Source organism: Pseudomonas uvaldensis, assembly GCF_021271205.1.
GTDB classification, from domain to species: domain Bacteria; phylum Pseudomonadota; class Gammaproteobacteria; order Pseudomonadales; family Pseudomonadaceae; genus Aquipseudomonas; species Aquipseudomonas uvaldensis.
The window spans coordinates 272119-298016 of record NZ_JAIWKS010000006.1 but is presented as its reverse complement, the minus strand read 5'-3'; the positions used below and the strand labels follow the sequence as shown (position 1 = coordinate 298016).

General features: G+C 63.0%; 25 protein-coding genes. 23 read left to right on the top strand and 2 right to left on the bottom strand.

Going from position 1 to position 25898, the window contains the following annotated elements:
- The first annotated feature begins 125 nt into the window (after positions 1–125).
- The 3 genes from LCU97_RS16190 to selO are packed head-to-tail and all read left to right on the top strand — an operon-like array spanning position 126 to position 6768.
- The gene (locus LCU97_RS16190; RefSeq protein WP_053147663.1) at positions 126–1868 is read left to right on the top strand and encodes a potassium/proton antiporter; all 1743 of its coding nucleotides are present in this window, start codon (positions 126–128) and stop codon (positions 1866–1868) included.
- A gap of 35 nt (positions 1869–1903) precedes the next feature.
- Positions 1904–5266: a mechanosensitive channel MscK gene (gene mscK / locus LCU97_RS16185; RefSeq protein WP_053147665.1), complete on the top strand. Its 3363-nt coding sequence runs from the start codon at positions 1904–1906 to the stop codon at positions 5264–5266.
- Positions 5267–5304: 38 nt separating this feature from the next.
- The gene (selO, locus tag LCU97_RS16180; protein ID WP_232777167.1) at positions 5305–6768 is read left to right on the top strand and encodes a protein adenylyltransferase SelO; all 1464 of its coding nucleotides are present in this window, start codon (positions 5305–5307) and stop codon (positions 6766–6768) included.
- Between the two features lie 56 nt (positions 6769–6824).
- On the opposite strand, the gene LCU97_RS16175 is transcribed toward selO, so the two are convergent.
- Positions 6825–7103: a hypothetical protein gene (locus tag LCU97_RS16175; protein WP_053147669.1), complete on the bottom strand. Its 279-nt coding sequence runs from the start codon at positions 7101–7103 to the stop codon at positions 6825–6827.
- 148 nt (positions 7104–7251) lie between these two features.
- Between LCU97_RS16175 and trxC the strand changes: the two genes are divergently transcribed.
- Positions 7252–7686: a thioredoxin TrxC gene (gene trxC / locus LCU97_RS16170; protein ID WP_232777166.1), complete on the top strand. Its 435-nt coding sequence runs from the start codon at positions 7252–7254 to the stop codon at positions 7684–7686.
- 60 nt (positions 7687–7746) lie between these two features.
- On the opposite strand, the gene LCU97_RS16165 is transcribed toward trxC, so the two are convergent.
- The gene (locus LCU97_RS16165; protein WP_053147673.1) at positions 7747–8517 is read right to left on the bottom strand and encodes a ParA family protein; all 771 of its coding nucleotides are present in this window, start codon (positions 8515–8517) and stop codon (positions 7747–7749) included.
- 346 nt (positions 8518–8863) lie between these two features.
- Between LCU97_RS16165 and LCU97_RS16160 the strand changes: the two genes are divergently transcribed.
- The 19 genes from LCU97_RS16160 to LCU97_RS16070 are packed head-to-tail and all read left to right on the top strand — an operon-like array spanning position 8864 to position 25764.
- Positions 8864–9592: a beta-ketoacyl synthase chain length factor gene (locus LCU97_RS16160; RefSeq protein ID WP_053147674.1), complete on the top strand. Its 729-nt coding sequence runs from the start codon at positions 8864–8866 to the stop codon at positions 9590–9592.
- Entirely contained in the window at positions 9568–10377 is an 810-nt protein-coding gene (locus LCU97_RS16155) for a lysophospholipid acyltransferase family protein (RefSeq protein WP_053147677.1), read from the top strand. The genes LCU97_RS16160 and LCU97_RS16155 overlap by 25 nt, the downstream gene beginning before the upstream one ends.
- Positions 10358–10615, top strand: a complete 258-nt coding sequence (locus tag LCU97_RS16150) for a phosphopantetheine-binding protein (RefSeq protein ID WP_053147679.1) — start codon at positions 10358–10360, stop codon at positions 10613–10615. Before LCU97_RS16155 ends, LCU97_RS16150 begins: the two co-directional genes overlap by 20 nt.
- Before the next feature lie 9 nt (positions 10616–10624).
- The gene (locus tag LCU97_RS16145) at positions 10625–10879 is read left to right on the top strand and encodes an acyl carrier protein (protein WP_053147681.1); all 255 of its coding nucleotides are present in this window, start codon (positions 10625–10627) and stop codon (positions 10877–10879) included.
- Complete coding sequence (locus LCU97_RS16140) at positions 10876–11421, top strand: COG4648 family protein (protein WP_232777165.1); 546 nt, start codon at positions 10876–10878, stop codon at positions 11419–11421. Before LCU97_RS16145 ends, LCU97_RS16140 begins: the two co-directional genes overlap by 4 nt.
- Positions 11418–13097 carry an acyl-CoA synthetase family protein gene (locus LCU97_RS16135; RefSeq protein WP_232777163.1) on the top strand — a complete coding sequence of 560 codons (1680 nt, stop codon included), beginning with the start codon at positions 11418–11420 and terminating at the stop codon, positions 13095–13097. The genes LCU97_RS16140 and LCU97_RS16135 overlap by 4 nt, the downstream gene beginning before the upstream one ends.
- Positions 13090–13824: a glycosyltransferase family 2 protein gene (locus tag LCU97_RS16130; protein ID WP_053147687.1), complete on the top strand. Its 735-nt coding sequence runs from the start codon at positions 13090–13092 to the stop codon at positions 13822–13824. The genes LCU97_RS16135 and LCU97_RS16130 overlap by 8 nt, the downstream gene beginning before the upstream one ends.
- A complete protein-coding gene (locus LCU97_RS16125) occupies positions 13821–14759 on the top strand; it encodes an LpxL/LpxP family acyltransferase (protein WP_232777161.1) in 939 nt (312 codons plus the stop codon). Before LCU97_RS16130 ends, LCU97_RS16125 begins: the two co-directional genes overlap by 4 nt.
- A complete protein-coding gene (locus LCU97_RS16120; RefSeq protein ID WP_232777159.1) occupies positions 14740–16284 on the top strand; it encodes an HAL/PAL/TAL family ammonia-lyase in 1545 nt (514 codons plus the stop codon). Before LCU97_RS16125 ends, LCU97_RS16120 begins: the two co-directional genes overlap by 20 nt.
- A complete protein-coding gene (locus LCU97_RS16115; protein ID WP_053147692.1) occupies positions 16277–16702 on the top strand; it encodes an acyl-CoA thioesterase in 426 nt (141 codons plus the stop codon). The genes LCU97_RS16120 and LCU97_RS16115 overlap by 8 nt, the downstream gene beginning before the upstream one ends.
- Positions 16699–17292, top strand: a complete 594-nt coding sequence (locus LCU97_RS16110) for a LolA family protein (RefSeq protein WP_053147694.1) — start codon at positions 16699–16701, stop codon at positions 17290–17292. The genes LCU97_RS16115 and LCU97_RS16110 overlap by 4 nt, the downstream gene beginning before the upstream one ends.
- Entirely contained in the window at positions 17276–19627 is a 2352-nt protein-coding gene (locus LCU97_RS16105; protein WP_232777157.1) for an MMPL family transporter, read from the top strand. The genes LCU97_RS16110 and LCU97_RS16105 overlap by 17 nt, the downstream gene beginning before the upstream one ends.
- A 42-nt stretch (positions 19628–19669) precedes the next feature.
- Positions 19670–20917, top strand: a complete 1248-nt coding sequence (locus tag LCU97_RS16100; protein WP_232777156.1) for an NAD(P)/FAD-dependent oxidoreductase — start codon at positions 19670–19672, stop codon at positions 20915–20917.
- A 10-nt stretch (positions 20918–20927) separates the two neighbouring features.
- A complete protein-coding gene (locus LCU97_RS16095) occupies positions 20928–21656 on the top strand; it encodes a class I SAM-dependent methyltransferase (RefSeq protein ID WP_232777154.1) in 729 nt (242 codons plus the stop codon).
- A complete protein-coding gene (locus LCU97_RS16090) occupies positions 21653–22156 on the top strand; it encodes a hypothetical protein (RefSeq protein ID WP_053147701.1) in 504 nt (167 codons plus the stop codon). Before LCU97_RS16095 ends, LCU97_RS16090 begins: the two co-directional genes overlap by 4 nt.
- The gene (locus LCU97_RS16085) at positions 22153–23349 is read left to right on the top strand and encodes a beta-ketoacyl-[acyl-carrier-protein] synthase family protein (RefSeq protein ID WP_232777153.1); all 1197 of its coding nucleotides are present in this window, start codon (positions 22153–22155) and stop codon (positions 23347–23349) included. The genes LCU97_RS16090 and LCU97_RS16085 overlap by 4 nt, the downstream gene beginning before the upstream one ends.
- A complete protein-coding gene (locus LCU97_RS16080; protein ID WP_232777152.1) occupies positions 23346–23813 on the top strand; it encodes a hotdog family protein in 468 nt (155 codons plus the stop codon). Before LCU97_RS16085 ends, LCU97_RS16080 begins: the two co-directional genes overlap by 4 nt.
- Positions 23810–24538, top strand: coding sequence for a 3-oxoacyl-ACP reductase FabG (gene fabG, locus LCU97_RS16075; RefSeq protein ID WP_053147708.1), 729 nt, complete (start codon positions 23810–23812; stop codon positions 24536–24538). Before LCU97_RS16080 ends, fabG begins: the two co-directional genes overlap by 4 nt.
- Positions 24538–25764: a beta-ketoacyl-ACP synthase gene (locus LCU97_RS16070; protein WP_053147709.1), complete on the top strand. Its 1227-nt coding sequence runs from the start codon at positions 24538–24540 to the stop codon at positions 25762–25764. Before fabG ends, LCU97_RS16070 begins: the two co-directional genes overlap by 1 nt.
- The last annotated feature ends 134 nt before the right edge of the window (positions 25765–25898 follow it).

Sequence of the window (25898 nt, the reverse complement as noted above, 5' to 3'; positions counted from 1 at the left end):
CTGAAGGCGTGTCTGACGGACACAAAACCTTTTTGACAGCATCGCATTTCAACAGGTTAGAATCGCTGGCACGCGGGCTGCATGGTCAGCCTGTGCCCGTCTTTCAGTTTCCCGGAGTACTGCCTTTGACTGCGACGACCATCAACAGCCTGTTCTTGATCGGCGCGTTGCTGGTGGGTGCGAGCATTCTGGTCAGTTCCCTTTCATCCCGCCTGGGCATCCCCATCCTGGTGATCATTCTGGCCGTGGGCATGGTGGCCGGGGTCGATGGCGCCGGCATTCTTTTCGATAACTACGCAACGGCCTACCTGGTCGGCAACCTTGCACTGGCCGTCATCCTGCTGGACGGTGGCTTGCGCACACGGGTCTCCAGTTTCCGGGTGGCGTTGTGGCCGGCATTGTCGCTGGCCACCATCGGCGTGCTGATCACCACCGGGCTGACGGGACTCGCAGCCGCGTGGCTGTTCAACCTGAATCTGATCCAGGGCCTGCTGATCGGCGCCATTGTCGGCTCGACCGACGCCGCGGCCGTGTTTTCGCTGCTGGGCGGCAAAGGCCTGAACGAGCGGGTAAGCGCTACCCTCGAGATCGAGTCCGGCAGCAACGATCCCATGGCGGTGTTCCTGACCGTTACCCTGATCGGCATGCTCGCCAGCGGAGAAACCGGCCTACACTGGAGCCTCTTGGGGCATCTGGTGCGCGAGTTCGGCATCGGCGCGGTGATCGGCCTGGGCGGTGGCTGGTTGATGCTGCAACTGGTCAACCGGATCAACCTGGCCAACGGCCTCTACCCGATCCTCGTCATCAGCGGCGGGCTGGCCGTGTTTGCCTTGACCAACGCGCTGCACGGCAGTGGCTTCCTGGCGGTGTACCTGTGCGGCCTGGTGCTGGGCAACCGCCCGGTGCGCAGCCGCCACGGCATCCTGCACATGCTCGACGGCATGGCCTGGCTGGCGCAGATCGGCATGTTCCTGGTGCTGGGTCTGCTGGTCACCCCCCATGACCTGTTGCCGATTGCCTTGCCTGCCCTGGGCCTGGCGCTGTGGATGATCCTGTTTGCACGGCCCCTGTCGGTCGTGGTGGGCCTGATGCCGTTCCGGGCTTTCCACGGTCGCGAGAAAGCCTTCATTTCCTGGGTCGGTCTGCGCGGCGCAGTTCCGATCATCCTGGCGGTGTTCCCGCTGATGGCCGGGCTGCCCCATGCCCAACTGTATTTCAACCTGGCGTTCTTTATCGTGCTGGTGTCCTTGTTGGTGCAGGGTACGAGCCTGCCCTGGGTCGCCAAGCTGCTGCATGTCACCGTCCCGCCCGAGCCCCTGCCGATATCCCGCGCCGCGCTGGAAGTGCACGTCACCAGCGAGTGGGAACTGTTCATCTATCGGCTCGGTGCAGAGAAGTGGTGCATCGGCTCGCCCTTGCGCGACCTTAAAATGCCGGACGGAACCCGGATCGCGGCACTGTTTCGAGGCCAGCAATTGCTCCATCCGTCGGGTAGTACGGTGCTGGAAGTCAATGATTTGCTGTGTGTCATCGGCCATGAACACGACTTGCCGGCCCTTGGAAAACTGTTCAGCCAGGCACCACAACGAGGCCTCGATCTGCGCTTCTTCGGCGACTTCGTACTCGAAGGAGACGCCCAGCTGGCCGCGGTTGCGGCACTGTACGGATTGAAACTCGACGGCATCGACCCGGACATGTCCCTGGGACGTTTCATCGCCCAGAAAGTTGGCGGTGCGCCAGTAGTCGGCGACCAGGTGGAGTGGAACAACACCTTGTGGACTGTCGCGGCCATGGACGGGAACAAGATCGGTAAAGTGGGCGTCAGATTCCCCGAAGGAAGTCGCCCGGGCCCCGGCTTGTTCCTCTAAACTGCTCCCATTCTTTATTTGCTTGACCGGTCTCTATGCCTACCCTGCGCTCCTTTTTCGCCATTGCCCTGCTGGGCCTGAGTCTTTCCATCTGCCCACTGCAGGCCGCTGAACCGCCTACGAGCGAATCGGTGCAGGCCAGCCTGGACAAGATCGCCGACCGTAAACTGCCGGAGGCCGACCAAAAGGCCTTGCAAGCGGTGCTGCAAGGCACCCTGGCCCAACTCGCCAGCAAGGCTGAATACGAGCAGAAGCTGCAGGCCCTCAAACAGCAATTGGCCAGCGCTCCCAAGCAGAACATTGAAAACCAGCGCGAGCTGGCACGACTGAAAAACACACCCGTGGTGCCCGTGGCGCAGCGCTACGCGAACCTGCCGATTCCCCAGCTCGAACAAATGCTGACGGATCGCTCCACCCAGCAGAGCGATCTGCAAAAGGCCCTCGCAGACGCCAACAGCCTGATCATCACCGCCCAGACTCGTCCCGAGCGGGCCCAGGCCGAGATCGCCAACAGCCAGACCCGTATCCAGCAGATCAATGCCACCCTCAAGGCGGGAAGAGACGCCGGAAAAACCCTGAGCAGCGAACAGCGCGACCAACTCAACGCCGAGCTGGCGGCCCTTAACGCGCTGATCCCGTTGCGGCGTCAGGAGCTGGCCGGCAACAGCCAATTGCAAGACCTGGGCAACGGCCAGCACGACTTGCTGATGGAAAAAATCGCCCGCATGGAGCAGGAAATCCAGGACCTGCAGAACCTGATCAACCAGAAGCGCCTGGCCCAGTCCCAGGAGACGGTGACCCAGCAATCCATCGAAGCACAGAAGGCTGGCGGCAGTAGCCTGCTGGCCACCGAAAGCGCGGCCAACCTCAAGCTTTCCGATTATTTGCTCAAAAGCACCGACCGCCTTAATGAAGTCACCCAGCAGAACCTGCAAACCAAGCAACTACTGGACAGCGTCACCCAGACCGACGCGGCCCTGGACGAGCAGATCAGCGTGCTCAAGGGCAGTCTCCTGCTCTCCAAGATTCTCTACAAACAACGCCAGACGCTGCCGCGTCTCAAGCTGGACCAGAACCTGGCCGACCAGATCGCCGATATCCGCCTGTACCAGTTCGAAGTCAGCCAGCAACGTGAGCTTCTGAACAATCCGAGCGCCTACGTCGATAGCCTGTTGGCATCCCAGCCGTCGGAGCAGGTTACGCCGCAGCTGCGCAAGACCCTGCTGGACCTGGCCCTGACCCGAATCGACCTGCTGGAACGCCTGAACCGCGAGTTGAGCGCGGTGCTCAACGAATCCATCACCTTGCAGCTCAACCAGAAGCAATTGCTCAGCACCGCGCAAAACCTGCGGGCGACCCTCGAAGAACAGATGTTCTGGATACCCAGCAACAAACCCCTGGATTTCGAATGGATGCGCGGCGTACCGAACCGCCTGGAAAAACAGATCGACTCGCTGCCTTGGGCATCGAGCCTCAGTGAGCTGGCCGATGGCCTGACACAACGACCACTGTTGTTCCTGCCTCTGGCGTTGTTGATTGGCGCACTGCTGTGGCGACGCAAGCATCTTTATGCCCGACTGAACAAGGTTCACCAGGACGTTGGCCACTTCAAGCGCGACAGCCAGTGGCATACGCCCCAGGCGATCCTGATCAACATCCTGCTGGCAATGCCGGTGGCCCTGGCACTGGCCTTGTGTGGCTATGCCTTGCAGATCGACGCCCGCGGCCAGAACGCCAACCTCGGCGCCGCGCTGTTGCAGATTGGCCAGGCCTGGCTGGTGTTCTACACCGCCTATCGGATACTGGCCCCCGGTGGCGTGGCCGAGTTGCATTTCCGTTGGGAGAAACCCCAGGTCGAATTTCTCCAGGGCTGGATCCGTCGCCTAGGTCTGGTGGTACTGGCGTTGGTGGCCGTGGTGGCTGTGGCCGAGTTGCAACCGTCGACCCTGGCCGACGACGTCCTGGGCATGCCCGTGGTACTGACCTGCTATGCCCTGATGGCCTGGCTGCTCAGTCGCCTGTTGCTCAGCAGCCCGACGCACCGCAATACCTCACTGTTCCGCAAGGCTCTAGGGGTGATTTTCACCGCCCTGCCGATCGCCTTGTTCGTGGCGGTGTGCTTCGGCTACTACTACACCGCCCTCAAACTCAGCGACCGGTTGATCAACACCCTGTACCTGCTGATGTTCTGGCTGGTGATCGAGGCGACCTTCGTGCGAGGTCTGTCGGTCGCCGCACGGCGTTTGGCCTATCAGCGGGCCCTGGCCAAGCGCCAGGCGGCCAAGGAAGCCGGCGACGGCGAAGCAGTGGTCGAGGAACCGACACTGGATATCGAGAAAGTCAACGAACAGTCCCTGCGCCTGATCCGCCTGGCCCTGCTGGGTGGTTTCATCGCCGCACTGTACTGGGTCTGGTCGGACCTGATCAGCGTGTTCTCGTACCTGGACAATATCACGCTCTACGAATACACCAGCGGCACCGGCGTCAATATGAGCATGGTGCCCATCAGCATCGGCGACATGCTGGGCGCGTTGATCATCATCGGTATCACCTTCGCCCTGGCACGCAACCTGCCAGGCCTGCTGGAAGTGTTCGTGCTGTCCAAGCTGAACCTGGCCCAGGGCAGCGCCTATGCCACCACCACGCTGCTGTCCTATGTAATCGCCGGCGTCGGCTTCGTCACCACCCTGTCCACCCTGGGCGTGAGCTGGGACAAATTGCAATGGCTGGTGGCGGCGCTGTCGGTAGGCCTGGGCTTCGGCATGCAGGAAATCTTCGCCAACTTCATCTCCGGGATCATGATCCTGTTCGAGCGCCCGGTGCGGATCGGCGACACCATCACCATCGGCAACCTGTCGGGCACGGTGAGCAAGATCCGCATTCGCGCCACCACCATTACCGACTTCGACCGCAAGGACATCATCGTCCCGAACAAGACCTTCATCACCGGGCAACTGATCAACTGGTCGCTGACCGACACCGTCACCCGGGTCACCCTGAAACTGGGCGTGGACTATGGCTCCGACCTGGATCGGGTCCGCGAGCTGCTGCTCAAGGCCGCCCGGGAGAACCCGCGGGTGCTGAAGGAGCCGGAACCGATCGTGTATTTCCTGAACTTCGGCGAGAGCACCCTCGATCATGAGCTGCGCATGCATGTGCGCGACCTCGGTGACCGCAACCCGGTACTGGACGAGATCAACCGCTTCATCAACCGTGAGTTCAAGAAGGAGCACATCAATATCTCCTTCCGGCAGATGGAGATCTACCTGAAGAACCTCCAGGGCCAGGAATACAAACTGGTACCCGCCGAGCCCGACAAGAAAACCATCACGGCCGTGCCCTCGACCGTAGCCAACATCAAACCGGTGCCGGAACCGCCGCACGATACACTCGACTGATCGCGCCGGTGCCAGCAGGCATCGCGCCGGAGATGGCCATGAAAACGCTGGAAACCCTGACCTTCGATAACCGCTTCGCCCGCCTGGGCGACGGTTTCTCGGCCCATGTCCTGCCTGAACCCATCGACAACCCCCGACTGGTCGTCGCCAGCCCGGCCGCCATGGCGCTGTTGGACCTGGACCCGGCCGAAGCCCAGGCGCCATTGTTCGCCGAGCTGTTCGGCGGGCATAAGCTGTGGGCCGAAACCGAGCCACGGGCGATGGTGTATTCCGGGCACCAATTCGGCCATTACAACCCGCAACTGGGCGATGGCCGCGGACTGTTATTGGGAGAGGTGTACAACGAAGCCGGCCAGCACTGGGACCTGCACCTCAAGGGCGCCGGGCAAACACCGTTTTCGCGGATGGGCGACGGACGCGCGGTGCTGCGCTCCTCGATCCGCGAGTTCCTCGCCTCCGAAGCGCTGCATGCCTTGGGCATCCCCACTACGCGGGCGTTGTGCGTGATCGGTTCGGACACCCCCGTGTGGCGTGAAAAACAGGAACGCGCCGCCATGGTGCTGCGCCTGGCACCGAGCCACGTGCGTTTTGGCCATTTCGAATACTTCTACTACACCAAGAAGCCCGAGCTGCATGCGACGCTCGCCGAGCATGTGTTGAACCTGCACTATCCCGAGTGCCGCGAGCAGCCGGAGCCGTACCTGGCAATGTTTCGAGAAATCGTCGAGCGCAACGCTGAACTGATTGCGAAATGGCAAGCCTATGGCTTCTGCCACGGGGTGATGAACACCGACAACATGTCGATTCTGGGCATTACCTTCGACTTTGGACCGTTCGCCTTCCTCGACGATTTCGACGCCAATTTCATCTGCAACCACTCCGATGACCAGGGCCGCTACTCCTTCAGCAACCAGGTGCCCATCGGCCAATGGAATCTCAGTGCCCTGGCCCAGGCCCTGACGCCCTTCATCAGCGTCGAGGCCCTGCGCGAGACCCTCGGTTTGTATTTGCCGTTGTACCAGGCCCACTATCTGGATTTGATGCGTCGCCGCCTCGGCCTGACCCGCGCCGAAGAGGATGACCAGAAACTGGTTGAACGGCTCCTGCAGTTGATGCAGAACAGCGGCGTCGACTACAGCCTGTTCTTCCGCCGCCTGGGAGACCAGGCGCCCGGCCAGGCCATCGCCACCCTGCGCGATGACTTCGTCGACCTCAAGGGTTTCGACGCCTGGGGTGAGCTTTACATCGCCCGGGTCAACCGCGAAGGCGCCATCGATCAAGAGCGGCGCCGTACTCGCATGCATGCGGTCAACCCGCTGTACATACTGCGAAACTACCTGGCACAGAACGCCATCGACGCCGCCGAGTCTGGCGACTACGACGAAGTGCGCCGCTTGCACAGCGTGCTGAGCAACCCGTTCGAAGAGCAACCGGGCATGGACGCGTACGCCCAACGTCCGCCCGAGTGGGGCAAGCACCTGGAAATCAGCTGCTCGTCCTGAACAGGCTGCACGGCATCAAGCCAGACCATCGGCGGCTGTGACCGGATGGGGGTCGCTTACCCCACTTTGTCGTTTCCCTGTTCAGGGGTCTCGATCCCAGATTCCGTCTCGGCGCCATCGTTCTCGGTCGGCTCGGTCGGTGGCTTTTTCTCAGGGTAGCCCGGCATGCCGCGGGCATCCTCCGGGGTAAGCTCGTCCCGCTCATGACGACGGTCAATTGCATAGGCAGGGGCGGCGTTCGGGTCTTCGTCGCGACCGGCCGTGCCAAGTACGAAGCCGTCGTCGTTGGGGTTGCCCCTTACTTCGTCAAGGGCATCATTTCTTGGATGACTCATGGGACCTCCATGGGTTGCGAATGGATACGCGGTGTTTTTTTGAGGTCCGGGCGCGCCATCCGTGCAACGTATCTGATGAATGGCAACCCTTGATAATCCACGCCGACGGCACCAGATCAGGCTCATCACCGTCTTTTGGAGGCCCGTCATGCCTGACCCTATGCTGATTCCCTGTCCCCAGTGCAACGGCCTCAATCGCCTGCCCCCCGACCGTCTGGCAGACGGGCCCAAGTGCGGACGCTGCAAGTCCCCGGTGCTATTGGATAAACCGTTCGAACTCAAACAAGGCGACTATGCCAGTCAGATCAAAGGCGACCTGCCGCTGTTGGTCGACGTATGGGCGGATTGGTGTGGACCCTGCAAGTCTTTCGCGCCTGTGTTTGAGCAGGCCGCCGCGCAACTGATGGGTAAATGCCGCTTGGCCAAGCTCGACAGCGAAGCCAATCAGCAGCTATCGGCGCAATTGGGGATTCGCTCGATTCCCAGCCTGATCCTGTTCAGAAACGGCCGGGAGGTTGCGCGCCAGAGCGGCGCGTTGCCCTTGCCGCAGCTGATGGGCTGGTTGCGTAGCCAGGGCATTTGAAAACACACCAGCTCCTGTGGGAGCGAGCCCGCTCCCACAGAGGCCCGCATCGGCCGTAAATCAAGCGTTTTCCAACAACCCATGCAGCTCGACAAACTGCTGGGTCAGCTTGTGCCGCGCGTCCAGGTGGATCAACGGCAAGCTTGCCTGGTGGGATTCGCGCATGCGTACCGAGCTACTCAAGTACACCGGCAGTACCGGCAGGCCTTCGGCGATCAGTTCATCCAGCATCTGCTGCGGCAGGCTGGCGCGTGCCTGGAACTGATTGACGACGATGCCTTCGATCTCAAGGCTGTCGTTATGGTCATCCTTGAGTTCTTCGATTTCCGACAGCAGACCATACAACGCCTGACGGGAGAAACTATCGCAGTCGAAGGGGATCAATACCCGATCGGCGGCGATCAACGCTGAAACCGCATAGAAATTCAATGCTGGCGGTGTATCCAGATAAATCCGGTCGTAATCCTCGTCCAATTCGTCGAGCAGTTTGCGCAGTTTGTTGATCTTGTGCTTCGCCTCCAGCTTGGGCTGCAAATCCGTCAGCTCGGCGGTGGCAGTGACGACATGGAGGTTGTCGAACGGCGTTTCGTAAATGTCGACCTTGTTCTTCTTCGAGAAAGGCCCGGACGACAGCGTCTGCTTGAAGAAATCGGCGATGCCCATGGGAATGTCGTCGCCGGTGAGACCGGTCAGGTATTGAGTGGAATTGGCTTGGGCATCCAGGTCTATCAACAGCGTGCGATACCCTTCACTGGCGCTGACTGCCGCCAGATTGCAGGCGATGCTGGACTTGCCCACGCCACCTTTCTGATTGAACACCACACGCCGCATGGCAAAACCTCCGTGTATCAAAGATTCCCGAGTGTAGTAGGGCAAGCCCTCGCTTCGCTACCTTCGAAATGGATGGACTACCGCGTTAGTGGCTTTTTCCGAATAGGAGGCGTCAATTCGCCCAGAGTCTTACGGAAGCAGCTGACAGACAGGCTCGTCATAATCGCGACAATGATGTCTCTGAGGCCGGGGTGACCTTTCAAATCTCCCTGCACGCCAATGTAACCATTATTTGCTACAAGCCAACCGCACCGGGATAATGCGCGCCACTTGGGTCGCAAGATCATGCAGGGTTGGACGCGGGTCAAACCACTGAACCGTGACAATAAAAGCCCGCAGGGGTGGGATGAATTCTGTGATCGATTTCAACATCGCCCAATGGCGCGCCTGGGCCCCAGGGCTCGAAAGCGTGGACGACTGGCAGGCGTGGAGCCGACAGCCGGTCATGCTGCCCCCAGGCGACGGCGCCCCTGACGTCTCGTTCCTGCCGGCCATGCAGCGTCGGCGACTCAGCCGCCTGGCGCGGATGGCCTTCAGTGTCGGCTGGCCCCTGGCAGAAAATCGACCGGACCTGCCGTTGGTCTTTATTTCCCGCCACGGTGAAACCCCACGCACTTTTGAGATTCTCAAGGACCTGGCCATCGACCAGCCGTTGTCACCGACGCAGTTCAGCCTGTCGGTGCATAACGCGGTGATCGGCCTGTGGTCGATCATGCGCGGCGAAACCAGCGAGATGACCGCCCTGGCCGCGACCGGCGACGGGCTGGAACATGGCGTGTTGGAAGCCGTCGCGCTGTTGAATGAAGGCGCGCAGGCAGTATTGCTGGTCATTGCCGAAGAACAGCCGCCCCAGGTGTATTCACCCTGGGTGGACGATGTGCCGTTTCCCTATGCGGTAGGGCTTTTACTGACCCGGGGCGACGACTGGCAACTGACCTTGTCATCCCCGCACGCCCAACCGCAAGGCAGCGAATGGCCCCATGCCCTTGATCTGGTGCGTACGCTGCTGAACAACGAAACCACCTGCCAACATGCCTGGAAGAATCGTGTATGGACCTGGCAACGCAACCGGTGACAGGAAAACACCGCGACGCCTATTACTGGCGCCTGCTCGCCACCGCGGCAAGTTTTACCTTGTTCGGGTTGGGCGGGCTGTGCCTGCGCCTGCTGGTGTTTCCGCTGCTGGCCCGCTGGCCTGGCGATGCCCAGGCCCACCGGCAACGGGCTCGGCGCACGGTTGGACGCTTGTTCTGGTTCTTCATCCGCTTCATGGCCCGCACCGGCGTGCTCACCTACCGGATCGACGGCGCGGAAAAGCTTGGCCGCCCCGGGCAGATGATCATTGCCAACCACCCGTCGCTGATCGACGTGGTGTTCCTGATCGGGCTGGTGCGCGATGCCAACTGCGTGGTGAAGAAAAGCCTGTGGGACAACCCCTTTACCCGTGGCCCGTTGCGTTCGACCCAATACATCAGCAACGACGGCAGTATGGACATGCTCGATGCCGCCAGCGATGCCCTGAGGGATGGCCAGACCCTTATCGTGTTTCCGGAAGGTACACGGACCCAGCCCGGCCAGGCGCCGGCCTTTCATCGGGGCGCAGCGGCCATCGCCCTGCGGGGTGCGAAAATTCTCACGCCCGTGACGATCAAGGTCAGCCCCACCACCCTGACCAAAGCCGAACCCTGGTACCGCATCCCCCAACGCCGCGTGCACTTCAGTTTCCATGTGGGGGCCGATATAGATCCACAGGCATTCGCCGCGCTCGGTCCTGCGCCCCAGGCTTCGCGCAGGCTCAACGATTTTTTGCATCACTATTACATCAAGGAGCTCGCCGAAGATGAGCGATCTGCACCGTGACATCAAACAGCTGATCATCGACGCCCTCGGCCTTGAGGACATCAGTGTCGACGATATCGGCGATCACCAGACCCTGTTTGGCGAAGGCCTGGGCCTGGACTCGGTGGATGCCCTGGAGCTTGGCCTGGCGATCCAGAGAAAGTGGGGCATCAAGATTGATGCCGACGCCAAGGACACCCGCAACCATTTCAGCAATGTGGCAAGCCTTGCTGCCTTCGTCACCGCAAAACGCGCTTGAGACCGGACCATGCAAACTCGTGATGACATTTTCAACACCCTGCGCGATGCCCTGGTCGAGCTCTTCGAGCTGGAACCGGAGCGTGTGACACTGGAAGCGAACCTGTACCAGGACCTGGAGATCGACAGCATCGACGCGGTCGATCTGATCGACCACATCAAGCGCCAGACCGGCAAGAAAATCGCCGCCGAAGAATTCAAGTCCGTGCGCACCGTCAACGATGTGGTCGAGGCGGTCTATCGACTGGTCCAACCGGCCGCATGAGCCGGTTGATTGGCCTCGGCCTGCTATTGGCAGGCCTGCTTTACCCCTTTGCGGTGTATTTCGGCATGGAGCACTACGCTCCGTGGCAGTTCGGCCTGCTGCTGGGTAGCCTCTGGCTGGCCCGCTCAGTGCTCGGAAAAGGCGGACCCGGCACACGCTGGATGGCGGTGACGGCGATCGTGTTCTGCGTGTTGCTCGCCTTGTTCGACAGCCCGCTCCTGCTGCGTTGGTACCCGGTGCTGATCAGCGCTTTCATGCTCGGGCTGTTTATTCTGAGCCTGAAGTACGGCCCGCCGATGATCGAACGCATCGCCCGCCTGCGCGAGCCGCAGTTGTCGGCAAAAGCGGTGGTTTATACCCGCCAGGTCACGGTGGTCTGGTGTGTGTTTTTCCTGTGTAACGGTTTATTCGCCGCCGCCCTGACCCTCTGGGCGCCACTGAGTTGGTGGATGTTGTATACAGGCCTGATTTCCTACGGATTGATGGGGCTGCTGTTTGCCATTGAATGGCTCATACGACAACGGGTAAGAGGCCGCCCATGAATTGGATAACGCTTGAGCAGATGTTGCTCGACGCTCGACCGGAACGCCTCATGGCAGTCGATCCGGTCATGAATCACTCGCAATTGCGGGACGAGGCACTGCGCCTGGCCTCGGGCCTGCGGGCCAGGGACGTACGGCATGTGGCCGTGCACCTGGAAGATGCCGCCGACCTGGCCATCGCCCTGCTCGGCGCCTGGCGCGCCGGAGCACACGTGCTGCTGCCCGCTGACCTGCAGGCACAGACCCGCCAACGCTGGTCAGCGGATGTCGACTTGTGGCTGACCGACCAAACCGGCGACGCCCATCCCCGTGATGTGCAGCAAGCACCGCTGCCCCCCGCCGAACTGGATCCGGAGCTGTGCTGGCTGACCCTGTGCACTTCCGGTTCCAGCGGCGAGCCCAAGCGCATCGAGAAAAACCTGCGACAGCTGAGCCAGGAAGTACAGGCCCTGGAACAGCTCTGGGGCGCCGACCTCGGGCCGGCCTGCATCATTGGCAGTGTTGCCGCCCAGCACATCTATGGCTTGCTGTTCCGGGTGCTCTGGCCGTTGTGCGCGGGTCGCCCTTTCGTGCGCCGGCAAGTGGCTTTCCCGGAAGACCTGCAACGCGCCAGCCGTGAGCACCCGGCCTTCGCCTGGGTCGCCAGCCCGGCGCTGCTCAAGCGCATGGGCGACAACCTCGATTGGCCAGCCCTGAGCGGCGTGCGCCGGGTATTTTCTTCCGGCGGCGCGTTGCCGACAGAGGCTGCCCAACGCCTGCAACAGCGCCTTGGGCAATGGCCGACGGAAATATTCGGCAGTTCGGAAACCGGTGGTATCGCCTGGCGCCAGGGCGACGAAGGGTGGCTGCCCTTTGCCGGCGTCGAGCTGAGCCAGGACCGCGACGGTGCGTTGTTGATCGCTTCGCCCTATCTGCCGCCCGGCCATGTGGAGCACACCGCCGACGCGGTACGGATCGCGGCCGACGGACGCTTCGAACTGCTTGGCCGGTTGGACCGCATCGTCAAGCTCGAAGAAAAACGCATCTCCCTGCCGATGCTTGAACAGGCCCTGCTAGCCCACGAATGGGTCAGCGAAGCACGGCTCGGGGTGGTACAGGAAAATCGTGCTTCTCTCGGCGCCCTGGTAGTACTGAACGAAACCGGCCTCCACACTCTGCGTAGCCTGGGACGACGCGCCATCACCGAGGCCTTGCGCCAACACCTGAGCGGCCACTGCGAGCCCCTGGCACTGCCCCGACGCTGGCGCTGGTTGCGGCAGTTGCCCTTCAATGCCCAGGGCAAACTGCCCCAGGCCGACGTCGAAGCCCTGCTGTTGGCGCCACGTCCGAAAGCCGCCGAAGTGCTGGAGAAAATTGAAGCCGACGGTGAATGGAGCCTGCAACTGGCGGTTCCCCCGGACCTGGCGTACTTCAGCGGGCATTTTCCCACCGCGCCGGTGTTGCCCGGCGTAGTCCAGGTCGACTGGGCCCTGAGCCTTGGCCGACAGCTGCTGGACCTGCCCCCCCGCTTCGTCGGCATGGAAGTGCTGAAATTCCAGCAACTGATTCGCCCCGGCGATGAGGTCCAACTGCACCTGCGCTTTGACCGGGAACGCGGCAAGCTCTATTTCGCTTACCGCAATGACACGGCAACCTGCTCAAGCGGGCGAATAGTGTTGGGAGTGGCTGATGCATAACCCCTGCGCCGTCATCCCGGTCTACAACCATGAAACCGCCATCGCGGCGGTGGTCCAGGCCTTGCTCGGCAATAACCTGCCCTGTGTGCTGGTGGATGACGCCAGCAGCCCGGCCTGCGCTGCGGTGCTGGAACAGTTGGCCGAGAATAAGCAGGTCTACCTGGTCCGGCTGGCGGTCAACCAGGGCAAGGGCGGCGCGGTGATGACAGGCCTGCGGGAAGCCTCGCGCCTGGGTTTCAGCCACGCCTTGCAGGTTGACGCTGATGGGCAGCATGACCTGGGCGACGTGAAGCTCTTCATTGACGAGTCCCGCGCTTACCCCGATGCGCTGATCTGCGGCTATCCTCAGTATGACGCCAGCGTGCCCAAAGGCCGCCTGTACGCCCGTTACCTGACCCACGTCATGGTGTGGATCAACAGCCTGTCCCTGCAAATCCGCGACTCCATGTGCGGCTTCCGGGTGTATCCCCTGCCTGCGACCCTGGCGCTGATTGGCTCGGCGAATATCGGCAAGCGCATGGATTTCGATTCGGACGTCCTGGTACGTCTGGCGTGGCGCAAGCAGCCGATGCGCTGGTTGCGCACCCGGGTTCACTATCCGCAGGACGGCGTCTCGCATTTCCGCCTGTTCCACGACAACGTACTGATTACCCGCATGCACACCCGGCTGTTCTTCGGCATGCTGGTGCGCCTGCCGCTGATTCTCTGGCGACGGTGGCGGACATGAGTACCGACCAGCAGCACTGGGCCGATCGCCAGGAACGCGGCAGTTTCTGGCTGATGAAGTTCACGGCGTTCGCCGCCAGGGTACTGGGCCGCCGACTGTTGAGCCCGTTGCTGTACGGCATCGTTCTGTACTTCTTCATCTTCGGCCGCAGCGCCCGGCATGCGGCGTGGCAGTACCAGCGGCGCCTGGCCGACTGGAGCGGCCGTACCGAGCTACGTCCGACACATTGGCGAGTCTTCGGGCAATTCATGGCGTTCGCCGATTCCCTGCTGGACAAGCTCGACGTCTGGAACGGCAAACTCGGCATCGAACAGATCGAAATCGTCGACACGGCGCTGTTGCGCAACCATCTGCGCGGCGAACGGGGGCAGATGCTGGTGGGGGCTCACCTGGGCAACCTCGAAATGTGCCGGGCCCTGGCCGAGCTCGGCGAGAAGGTGACCATGAATGTGCTGGTGCACACCAAGCACGCCGAGCAGTTCAACCGATTGCTGGGCGAGGCCGGTGCCACACACCTGCGACTGATCCAGGTCAGCGAGCTGAATCCGGTGATCATGCTGCAACTGAGCGAGCGCCTGGAACGCGGCGAATGGCTTGCCATCGCCGGAGACCGCGTACCGCTGCACGGCGGTCGTAGCGTGACCGTGGACTTCATGGGCTCTCCCGCCGCGTTTCCCCAAGGACCTTGGTTGCTGGCCGGCCTGTTGAAATGCCCGGCCAACCTGCTGATGTGCCTCAAGCACGAGGGGCGTTATCGGGTCACCCTCGAACCGTTCGCCGAGGCCGTTGTGTGGAAGCGCGGTGACCGCGAGCAAGTGATCGCCCACTGGGCCGGCCAATACGCCGAGCGCTTGGCGCGGTATTGCCTCGAAGCCCCGCAACAGTGGTTCAACTTTTATCCTTTCTGGAAGACCGATGACGATGCCCACTCTTGAGCCGGTAACCTTCGGCGAACGCCCCTTGCGCATCGAAGACGTGCTGGCCCTGGCCAACCGTCAGGCGCCGACGCAACTGCAGGACGATCCTGGGTTCCGCCAGCGCATCGCCAAGGGCGCGCAGTTCCTCGACTCCTTGTTGGACAAGGAAGGCGTGATCTACGGCGTGACCACCGGCTATGGCGACTCCTGCGTCGTGGCCGTGCCACTGCACCACGTCGAGGCCCTGCCGCGTCACCTGTACACGTTCCACGGCTGTGGCCTGGGCAAGTTGCTGGACGCCCAGGCCACGCGCGCGGTGCTGGCGGCGCGTTTGCAGTCGCTGTGCCACGGCGTATCCGGGGTGCGGGTGGAACTGCTGGAGCGGCTTCAGGGCTTCCTCGAACATGACATCCTGCCGTTGATCCCCGAAGAAGGTTCGGTGGGCGCCAGCGGCGACCTGACGCCACTGTCCTACATCGCCGCGACGCTGTCCGGCGAACGCGAAGTGATGTTCCGTGGCGAGCGCCGCTCGGCCGCCGACGTGCACCGCGAGCTGGGCTGGACCCCATTGGTGCTGCGCCCCAAGGAAGCCCTGGCGCTGATGAACGGCACCGCCGTGATGACCGGCCTGGCCTGCCTAGCCTTCGCCCGGGCCGACTACCTGCTGCAACTGGCCACCCGCATCACCGCGCTGAACGTAGTCGCCCTGCAAGGCAACCCGGAACACTTCGACGAGCGCCTGTTCGCCGCCAAGCCCCATCCGGGGCAGACGCAAGTGGCCGCGTGGCTGCGCCAGGACCTGGCGATCGACGCTCCGACCGCGCCGCTGCACCGTCTGCAGGATCGCTACTCCCTGCGCTGCGCGCCCCACGTGCTCGGCGTGCTGGCCGACAGCCTGGGCTGGCTGCGGTCGTTCATCGAGACCGAACTCAACAGCGCCAACGACAACCCGATCATCGACGCCGAAGCCGAACGTGTGCTGCACGGCGGGCATTTCTATGGCGGGCATATTGCCTTCGCCATGGACAGCCTCAAGAATCTGGTGGCCAACGTTGCCGACCTGCTGGACCGCCAGCTCGCCCTGCTGGTGGACGAACGCTACAACCATGGCCTGCCCAGCAACCTGTCCGGCGCCAGCGCCGAGCGGGCGATGCTCAACCATGGCTTCAAGGCCGTGCAGATCGGCGCCAGCGCCTGGACCGCCGAAGCCTTGAAAAACACTCTGCCGGCCAGCGTCTTCTCACGCTCCACCGAATGTCACAACCAGGACAAGGTCAGCATGGGCACCATCGCCGCCCGGGACGCAATCCGCGTGCTGGAGCTGACCGAGCAGGTCGCCGCCGCGACGCTGCTGGCGGCCAACCAGGGCGTATGGCTGCGCAGCCGCGCCGAAGACGCCCGACCGCTGCCACCCGCCTTGGCCGCCATGCACGCGCAGTTGGCCGAGGATTTCCCGCCCGTCATCGAAGACCGCGCCCTGGAAGGCGAACTGCGTCTATGCCTGCAACGCATCGCCGGACAGCATTGGAGGCTGCATGCGTAGTCAGGGCGTGCTGCATGTCGATACCCAGGTCGTGGTGCCGTTTTTCGATGTCGATTCGATGAACGTGGTCTGGCACGGCCATTACGTCAAATACCTGGAAGTGGCCCGTTGTGCGTTGCTCGACCTGATCGGCCACAACTACAACGACATGCTCGAATCCGGCCATGCCTGGCCCGTGATCGACTTGCAGTTGCGCTATGTGCGCAGCGCCGTGTTCGGCCAGGTGCTGACCGTGCGCGCCAGCCTGGTGGAGTGGGAGAACCGCTTGAAGATCCATTACCTGATCAGCGACGCAGCGACCGGCGAACGCCTGACCCGCGCCAGTTCGGTGCAAGTGGCGGTGGACATCGCGACTCGCGAAATGCTGCTGGCCTCGCCCCGGGTCTTTGTCGACGCCGTAGAAAGGAAACTGCCATGAAGCGCCTGTCCCTCTGGTTGTGGCTGTGCGGCCTGGCGCCCCTGGCCCAGGCTTTCGACTTGCAACAGTTGAGCGATCAATTGGCCCGTCCGGAGGTGATCCACGGACAATTCATCCAGGAAAAACACCTGCGCGCCCTGCCCCAGCCCCTCACCAGCAAGGGGCGTTTTGTCCTGGCCAAACAGCACGGCCTGCTATGGCTTTTGCAAACCCCGCTGCAACAGGACTACCGGATCACTGCCCAAGGTATTGCCCGGCGCGAAGGCAACACCTGGCAGATGCTGCCCAACAAGAGCGCCGGCGCCGAGCAGAACCGCCTGTTCCTGGCCGTATTGCAGGGCGACAGCAGTGGCCTGCAACGGGATTTCGAGCTGAGCCTGTCGGGTACGCCGCAGCAATGGAAGCTCACCCTGACCCCACGCTCGGTGTTGCTCAAACAAGTCTTCAACCAGATCAACATCGACGGCGGTGAGCTGGTGCAGCGCATCGAATTATTGGAAACCCAAGGCGACAGCACTGTGCTGCGCATGCAGGACAGCACCAGCGCGCAGCCCTTGAGCGAAGCGGAGCAACATGATTTTGCCGAGTGAACGCACGCTGCCGCGGCTGTTCCTGATCCTGCTGCTGGCGGTTTTGGCTCTGGCCGGCTGGCAGTGGCGTAACGGCGCGCCATTGTCGGCCAACCTCATGGAATTGGTGCCGGGCACCTCCCCCGACGCCTTGGAGCTCATCGCCGAACAGCGTATGCAGGAGCCGCTGAACCGCGAAGTACTGGTGCTGGTGGGCCATGGTGATCGCCGACGGGCTATCGCCCTGGCGCAGTCCCTCGGCGAGCAATGGCAGGCCAGCGGGTTGTTCGACAAGGTCCAATGGACCCTGCAAGCCGATCTGCCGGCGTTGCGCACGCAATTGCTCAACGGGCGGCTGGCGATGCTCTCGGCGCCAGACCGGCAGCAATTGATCGAACAGCCCCAGGCCTTCATCCAGCAACGGGTGCAGGCCCTGTTCGACCCGTTCAACGGCTTCAGCCTGGTGCCGAGCCAGGACGACTGGCTGGGCCTGACCACCCGAATCCAGAACAGCCAGCCCCAACGCGGCGCGGTGCAATTGGACGTGGCCAGCGGTGCACTGGTGGCCGAAGCCGACGGCAAACACTGGGTAATGCTGCGGGCCCGCACCCATGGCAATGCCTTCGACATGAATCTGCCGTTGCAAGTGGCCGAGCTGTTGCAACGCAGCCGCGACCAGGCCGGCCAGGCACAGGGGCAATTGCTGGCCGCCAGTGGCCTGCTGTACGCCGCCAACGGGCAGCAGCAGGCCTCGCGGGAAATCACCTGGGTCGGCGGTGGCGCAACGGTCGGCATCCTGTTGCTGCTGTTGCTGGCCTTTCGTCGCCTGCGGGTCTGGCTGGCGTTCGTGCCCGTGCTGGTGGGCATGCTGTTTGGCGCGGTGGCCTGCGTGGCGCTGTTCGGGCGCATGCATGTCATGACCCTGGTGCTGGGCTCCAGCCTGATCGGCGTGGCGGTGGATTATCCGTTGCATTACCTGTCCAAGAGCTGGAGCCTCAAGCCATGGCGCAGCTGGCCGGCCCTGCGTCTGACCCTGCCGGGACTGAGCCTGAGCCTGGCGACCACCTGCATCGGTTACCTGGCCCTGGCCTGGACACCGTTCCCGGCGCTGACCCAGATCGCGATCTTTTCCGCCGCCGGGTTGGCCGGGGCCTACCTGACGGCGGTCTGCCTGCTGCCCGCGCTGCTCAACGGTGTGGAACTGCGTCCGGCCCAGTGGCCGTTGCGGCTCTGCGAACGCCTGCTCGAACTTCGCCAGGCGCTGCTGGCGCGGGTGTGCACACCGATCCTGCTGGCGCTGCTGCTGATCTTCTGCGCCGGAGGGCTTTGGCACCTGACCACGAAAAACGATATCCGGCAGTGGATCGGCACACCTCGACACTTGACCGAGGAAGCCCAGGTCATCGCCCGCATCACCGGTTTCCAACCCACCAGCCAGTTCTTCCTGATCCGCGCCGAGGATCAGGCTCAACTGCTGGAACGCCAGACCGCACTCAACGAGCGCCTGGACCAATTGGTCGGCCTGGAAAAACTCCAGGGCTACCTGTCGCTGAATCAGTTGGTCAGCGCGCCCGCCGAACAGCAGAAAGTCCGTGAAGCCCTGGCCCGACTGCCGGCGTTCTGGCAACCACTGCTAGACCTGGGCGTGCCAGTCAGCGCGTTGCAGGCGGAACTGGCGCAATTGCAGGCCCTGCCCGTTACCGATATAGACGCCGCGCTCAGCGGGCCGCTGGCCGAGCCGTATCGCACGCTCTGGCTCGGTCCGACGGGGCTGGACGCAGAGCAGGGCGTGGCTGCAGTGGTCAGCCTGCAGGGCTTGAACGATGCTGCGCTGCTGCGGGTACAGGCGGTGGACTTGCCCGGCGTACAGCTGGTGGATCGCCTCGGGGACCTGAACCGGGTGTTCGCCGCCACGCAAATCAGCGCCGCCGAGTTGAAGCTGGCCTCCTGCGTACTGATCGCGCTGTTGCTGGTCTGGCCCTTCGGTGTCGGCGCAGCCCTGCGCATCGTCGCCCTGCCTCTGCTGGCAGCGCTGTGCAGCCTGGCGAGCCTCGGCTGGCTGGGACAGCCGCTGACCTTGTTCAGCCTGTTCGGCCTGTTGCTGGTCACGGCCATCGGCGTCGACTATGCGATCCTGATGCGCGAACAGATCGGCGGCGCCGCCGTAAGTCTGCTGGGCACGCTGCTGGCGGCGGTCACCACTTGGCTGTCGTTCGGCTTGCTGGCGCTTTCCAGCACACCGGCGGTGAGCAACTTCGGCCTGGCGGTCAGCCTGGGGCTGACATTCAGTTTCCTGCTGGCGCCATGGGCCGCACGCCAGGCACACCGAATGCCCGCGCAGGAATCGACCCCGTGAAGGCTACTCATTCGAACATCGCCGCCCCGGCAAGGAGTCCAAATGTCTACGATTGAAATGGAACGTCGCCAGGTCGTCATCATCGGCGCAGGCCCTTCCGGCGCCATCGCCGCCGCGCTGCTCAAGCGCAAGGGCCACGATGTTCTGGTGATCGAGCGCCAGCATTTCCCGCGCTTCTCCATCGGCGAGAGCCTGTTGTCCCATTGCCTGGACTTCGTCGAAGAGGCTGGCATGCTGGAGGCGGTGAATGCCGCCGGTTTCCAGCGCAAGAACGGCGCGGCCTTCGTCTGGGGCGAGCGCTACAGCGCGTTCGATTTCGGTGACACTTTCAGTGAAGGCAAACCCACTACCTTCCAGGTCCAGCGCGCAGACTTCGACAAACTGCTGGCCGACCAGGCGGCGTTGCAAGGGGTGGAGATCCGTTATGGCGAAGCCATCGCCAGCGCCGACTTCACCCTCGCCAAACCGCAACTGGGAGTGCTGCGCGAGAACGGCAGCGAGTACCGCGTCGAGGCGCAATTCGTGCTCGACGCCAGCGGCTATGGCCGGGTCCTGCCGCGCCTGCTGGATCTGGAAGCACCGTCGAATTTCCCGGTACGCCAAGCGGTGTTCACGCACATCGAGGACCGGATCGATGCTCCGGCGTTCGACCGTGAAAAGATCCTGATCACCACTCACCCCAGCAAACGCGACATATGGTTCTGGACCATTCCGTTCAGCGGCGGGCGCTGCTCGGTGGGTGTGGTCGCGGCGGCGGAACATTTCGCCGGCCGCACCGACGACCTTGATGCCTGCCTGCGCGGCTTCATCGACGAAACCCCCAGCCTGTCCGGTGTGCTGGCCCATGCGGTCTGGGACACCCCGGCGCGGACCATTGGCGGCTACTCCGCCAACGTGAAAACCTTGCACGGTCCAGGCTTTGCCCTGTTGGGCAACGCCGCCGAATTCCTCGACCCGGTGTTTTCCTCCGGCGTGACCATCGCCATGCGCTCGGCGAGCATGGCCGCCGGCGTGCTTCATCGCCAGCTACAGGGTGAAAGCGTGGACTGGCAAGGCGAGTTCGCCGAACCGCTCAAGCGCGGTGTCGATACCTTCCGCTGCTACGTCGAAGGCTGGTACGCCGGCACCTTCCAGGACGTGATCTATTACACCGAAGGCTCGGCGGATATCCGTCGCATGATCAGTTCGATCCTGGCCGGCTATGCCTGGGATGAGCGCAATCCGTTCGTCAGCGAACCCAAGCGCCGGCTGCGCATGCTCTCGCAAATCTGTGCGAGCACGGCGCCATGAGGGCGCGACCATGAGCTACCTGAGCGACAGCTACGTCGAAGAAACCCGCTTCGGCTTCTGGTTCCTGCGCAGCCATACTTGGCAGCACCATGTGTTGCGGGTGGCGATCAATGACTTGCGCAGCCTGTTCGACCATCCATTGCCCGCCAACCCGGTGCTGCTGGACGCCGGTTGCGGACAGGGCAAGTCGTTCCAGTACCTGCGCCAGGTATTCGCGCCGCAACGGCTGATCGGGGTCGACGCCGATCCCCATAGCCTCGCCCTGAGTGCCGAAGAAGCCGAGCGCCAGGGTATGGCCGTGGAGCTGATCGGCAGCGACTGCGCGGTGCTGGCGATACCGGATGCCAGCGTCGACCTGTTGTTCTGTCACCAGACTTTCCATCATCTGGTGGAGCAGGAAAAAGCCCTTGCCGAGTTCCATCGCGTGCTCAAGCCCGGCGGCTACCTGATGTTCGCCGAGTCCACCGAGGCCTATATCGATACCTGGGTGATCCGCTGGCTGTTCCGTCATCCCATGCATGTACAGAAAAGCGCGGCGCAGTACCTGCAAATGATCCGCCGCCAGGGGTTCCAGTTCGAAGAATGCAACGTGTCCTATCCCTACTTGTGGTGGAGCCGCGCCAGGGACTTCGGCTTACTGGAGCGCGTTGGCCTGCGTCGTCCAAAGCCGTTCGGCCAGCGGGAGGAAACCCTGGTCAACGTGGTGGCCCGCAAACCGGTCGAAGAGGCTGCCGGATGAAGCGGACCCCACTCTTGCACGTCCTGTTATTCGGCTGGCTGTTGCTGCTCGGCGCCTGCGCCAGCCACGCGCCTCTGCCTGAGCGCACGCCAACCCTGGCCCTGCCGCTGCAATTGCACATCGAGCGGCAACTGGCCGGGCAACGCCAGGATTGGCTGCTGGTGATCCAGCGCGAAGGCGCCGGCATTCGCTGGTCGATGATGGACCCGCTGGGGATTCCCCAGGCCCGGCAACGCCTGGTCGATGGCCAGTGGCAGGCCGATGGGCTGCTGCCGCCCAATGCCGAGGCCCGGGAACTGTTCGCCGCGCTGTTGTTTGCCCTGACGCCCGAAGCCGAACTGTTCGATAATTACCCCGCGGCCCGGCGACAGGAACAACCACAGCAACGAACCCTGGATTCCCGTTGGCAGGTGCGCTACAAGCAGCCGCTGGATTTTGAACTGAGCCTGCCCCAAGGCCCGCGCTACCGCATCACGTCGTTGACCGAGAGCACCCCATGACCGCCTATTTGAATGCCCTCGGTGTGATCTGTGCCCTGGGCCGCGATAAACACAGCGTTGTCCGCAATCTGTTCGCCGGCGATTGCTCGGGCCTGCGGGTCGAGGAAGGCTGGGTGGCCGAACGGGCGTTGCCGGTGGCGGCTGTAGCGGGTGAACTGGCGCCAATCCCCCACGTCCTCGCGGCCCATGGCAGTCGCAACAATCAGCTGCTGCTGGAGGCCGGTTTGCAGATTCGCCCCGAGATCGACCGAGCCATCCAGGCCTATGGTCGCGCCCGCATCGGCATTGTCCTGGGCACCAGCACCTCGGGGATCGACGAAGCCAGCCATGGCATCGCCCATTACCTGCGCGAGCAACACTTTCCCGCTGGTTACGATTACCAGCAACAGGAACTCAGCGCGCCGGCCAACTTCCTGTCCGACTGGCTTGGCCTGAGCGGTCCTTCCTATGTGATCTCCACGGCCTGTACGTCCAGCGCCCGAGCCTTGATGAGCGCCCGGCGGCTGCTCGACCTGGGCCTGTGCGACGCGGTGCTCTGCGGTGGCGTGGACAGCCTGTGCAAGTTGACCCTCAACGGGTTCTCGGCACTCGAAGCAGTCTCCCAGGAACGCTGCAATCCGTTTTCGGTGAACCGCAGCGGCATCAACATCGGCGAAGCAGCCGTATTGTTTCTGATGAGCAAGACGCCAGGCGAAGGTGCACCCATTGCCCTGCTGGGCGACGGTGCCAGCTCCGATGCCCACCATATTTCCGCCCCGGAACCCAACGGTCGCGGTGCGCGCCAGGCCATGGAAAAAGCCTTGCGCTGCGCAGGTCTCGAGGCCAGCCAGATCGACTACCTGAACCTGCACGGCACCGCCACGCAACACAACGACGCCATGGAAAGCCTCGCAGTGGCCGGACTGTTCGCAGCGGGCGTGCCCTGTTCCTCCACCAAGCCCATGACCGGCCACACGCTCGGCGCTGCCGGGGCGCTGGAAGCGGCATTCTGCTGGTTGTGCCTGAGCGCCGAAAACACCGCAGGGGCCCTGCCGCCGCACGTCTGGGACGGCCAGGCCGATCCCGACCTGCCGCCCCTGGCCTGGACCGACGCCCACAGTCGCCTGGACCCGACCGTGCCCCGTCGCCTGATGAGCAATTCGTTCGCCTTCGGCGGCAACAACGTCAGCCTGATTATCGGAGACGCCCCATGATCGATTGGCCGCTCGCCGAGCTGCTGCCCCACGCGGGTGACATGATCCTTATCGACCGCGTCGTGGCGTTCGATGATGAACAGATCCTTACCCATGCCACCGTCAAGCACGGCGGTCTGTTCAATCTCGACAATGGCGCAATGCCGGCCTGGGTCGGCATCGAGCTGATGGCCCAGAGCGTCGCGGCCTTCGCCGGTTGTCATGCGCGCCAGCGTGGCGATACCGTGGCGCTGGGCTTTTTGCTCGGCACCCGTAAGTTCGAGTGCAACGTCGAATATTTTCCAGCCGGCAGCGAACTGAGCATCCATGGCATGCGGTCCCTGGAAGACGACAACGGCATGGGTGTATTCGAGTGCCATATCGAGGCACCCGGCATTCATGCCAGCGCCCGGCTGAACGTATTCCGCCCACCCCAGGCGGCCCACTATCTTCATGAACCGTCCGCAACAGGAAACCAGCCATGACTGAATCCGTACTGGTCACCGGCTCCAGCCGTGGTATCGGCCGCGCCATCGCCTTGCGCCTGGCCCAGGCCGGGCATGACATCGTGCTGCATTGCCGCAGCGGTCGCGCCGAGGCCGACGCCGTCCAGGTTGAAATCCAGGCCTTGGGCCGCAACGCCCGGGTGCTGCAATTCGACGTCTCCGACCGCACCGCCTGCAAGGCCATTCTCGAAGCGGATGTCGAGACTCACGGCGCCTACTACGGCGTGGTACTCAACGCCGGCCTGACCCGCGACGGAGCCTTCCCTGCCTTGACCGAAGAGGACTGGGACAGCGTGCTGCGCACCAATCTCGACGGTTTCTACAACGTGCTGCACCCGGTGATGATGCCGATGATCCGTCGTCGCGCTGCCGGACGGATCGTCTGCATCACCTCGGTCTCGGGGCTGATCGGCAACCGTGGCCAAGTCAATTACAGCGCCTCGAAGGCCGGATTGATCGGCGCGGCCAAGGCGTTGGCGATCGAACTGGGCAAGCGCAAGATCACCGTCAACTGCGTCGCGCCCGGCCTGATCGATACCGCTATGCTCGATGAAAACGTGCCCGTGGATGAATTGATGAAAATGATCCCCGCTCAACGCATGGGCACCCCCGAAGAAGTGGCCGGCGCGGTGAACTTCCTGATGTCCGCCGAGGCCGGCTACATCACCCGACAGGTCCTGGCCGTCAACGGAGGCTTGTGCTGATGAAGCGTGTCGTCGTCACCGGCATGGCCGGCATCACCTCCGTAGGCAGCGACTGGGAGACCATCGCCGCCAACTTCGCCGCCAACCGCAGCGGCATCCGGCGCATGCATGAGTGGGATCGTTTCACCGAATTGAATACGCGCCTGGCCGGGCCTGTGGATGATTTCCAGGTCCCCGCCCACTGGACACGCAAGCAATTGCGCAGCATGGGCCGGGTTTCCCGGATGGCGGTGAGTGCCGCGGAACAAGCCCTGGCCGACGCTGGCCTGTTGCATGATGAGTCGATCAAGGACGGGCGCATGGGCGTTTCCTGCGGTTCGTCCACCGGCAGCACTGACGAGGTCAAGGCATTCGGCAACATGCTGCTCAACGGCGTGGCCGAAGGGCTGAACGCCAATTCCTACGTGCGGATGATGCCCCATACGACGGCGGCCAATATCAGCATCTTCTTCGGGCTTACCGGGAGGATGATCCCCACGTCCAGCGCCTGCACCAGCGGCAGCCATGGCATCGGCTATGCCTACGAGGCGATCAAGTTCGGCCGGTTGCCATTGATGCTGGCCGGCGGCGCGGAAGAGCTGTGCCCGACCGAAGCGATGGTCTTCGATGCCCTCTACGCCACCAGCCTGAAGAACGATGCGCCCAACACCAGCCCGCGCCCCTATGACAAGGACCGCGATGGCCTGGTGATCGGCGAAGGCGCCGGCATGCTGGTCCTTGAAGAACTGGAACATGCCCTGGCCCGTGGCGCTCGCATTCATGCCGAAGTCGTCGGCTTCGGCAGCAACGCCGACGGCCAGCACGCCACCCGCCCTGAACAGGCCACCATGCGCCGGGCCATGGAACTGGCCCTGGAAGACGCCGGCCTTGCACCCGCCGCCATCGGCTACGTCAATGGCCACGGCACCGCCACCGAGCAGGGCGACATCGCCGAAACCCTGGCCACCAGCAGCCTGTTCGGCGAACACATGCCCATCAGCTCGCAGAAAAGCTTTCTCGGCCATACGCTGGGGGCCTGCGGGGCGCTGGAGTCCTGGTTCAGCATCGAAATGATGAACCGCGACCGCTATGTGCACACCTTCAACCTGGACGAAGTCGATCCCCAGTGCGGCAAGCTCGACTACCTGCGCAACGAATTCCGCTCGATGAGCCACGAATACGTGATGAACAACAACTTTGCCTTTGGCGGGGTCAACACGTCGCTGATTTTCCGTCGTTGGCGTTGAACCCTGGTCAGACTTGACTTGTGGGAGACAAAGTTCATTCCTTTCTTAAGCCGCCTCGCGCCGCCAGGTGCGGTATCTATATACCGCACGCTGGTGGCGCCACTCCAATAGGTTGCTCTTCCGAAAACAACTCA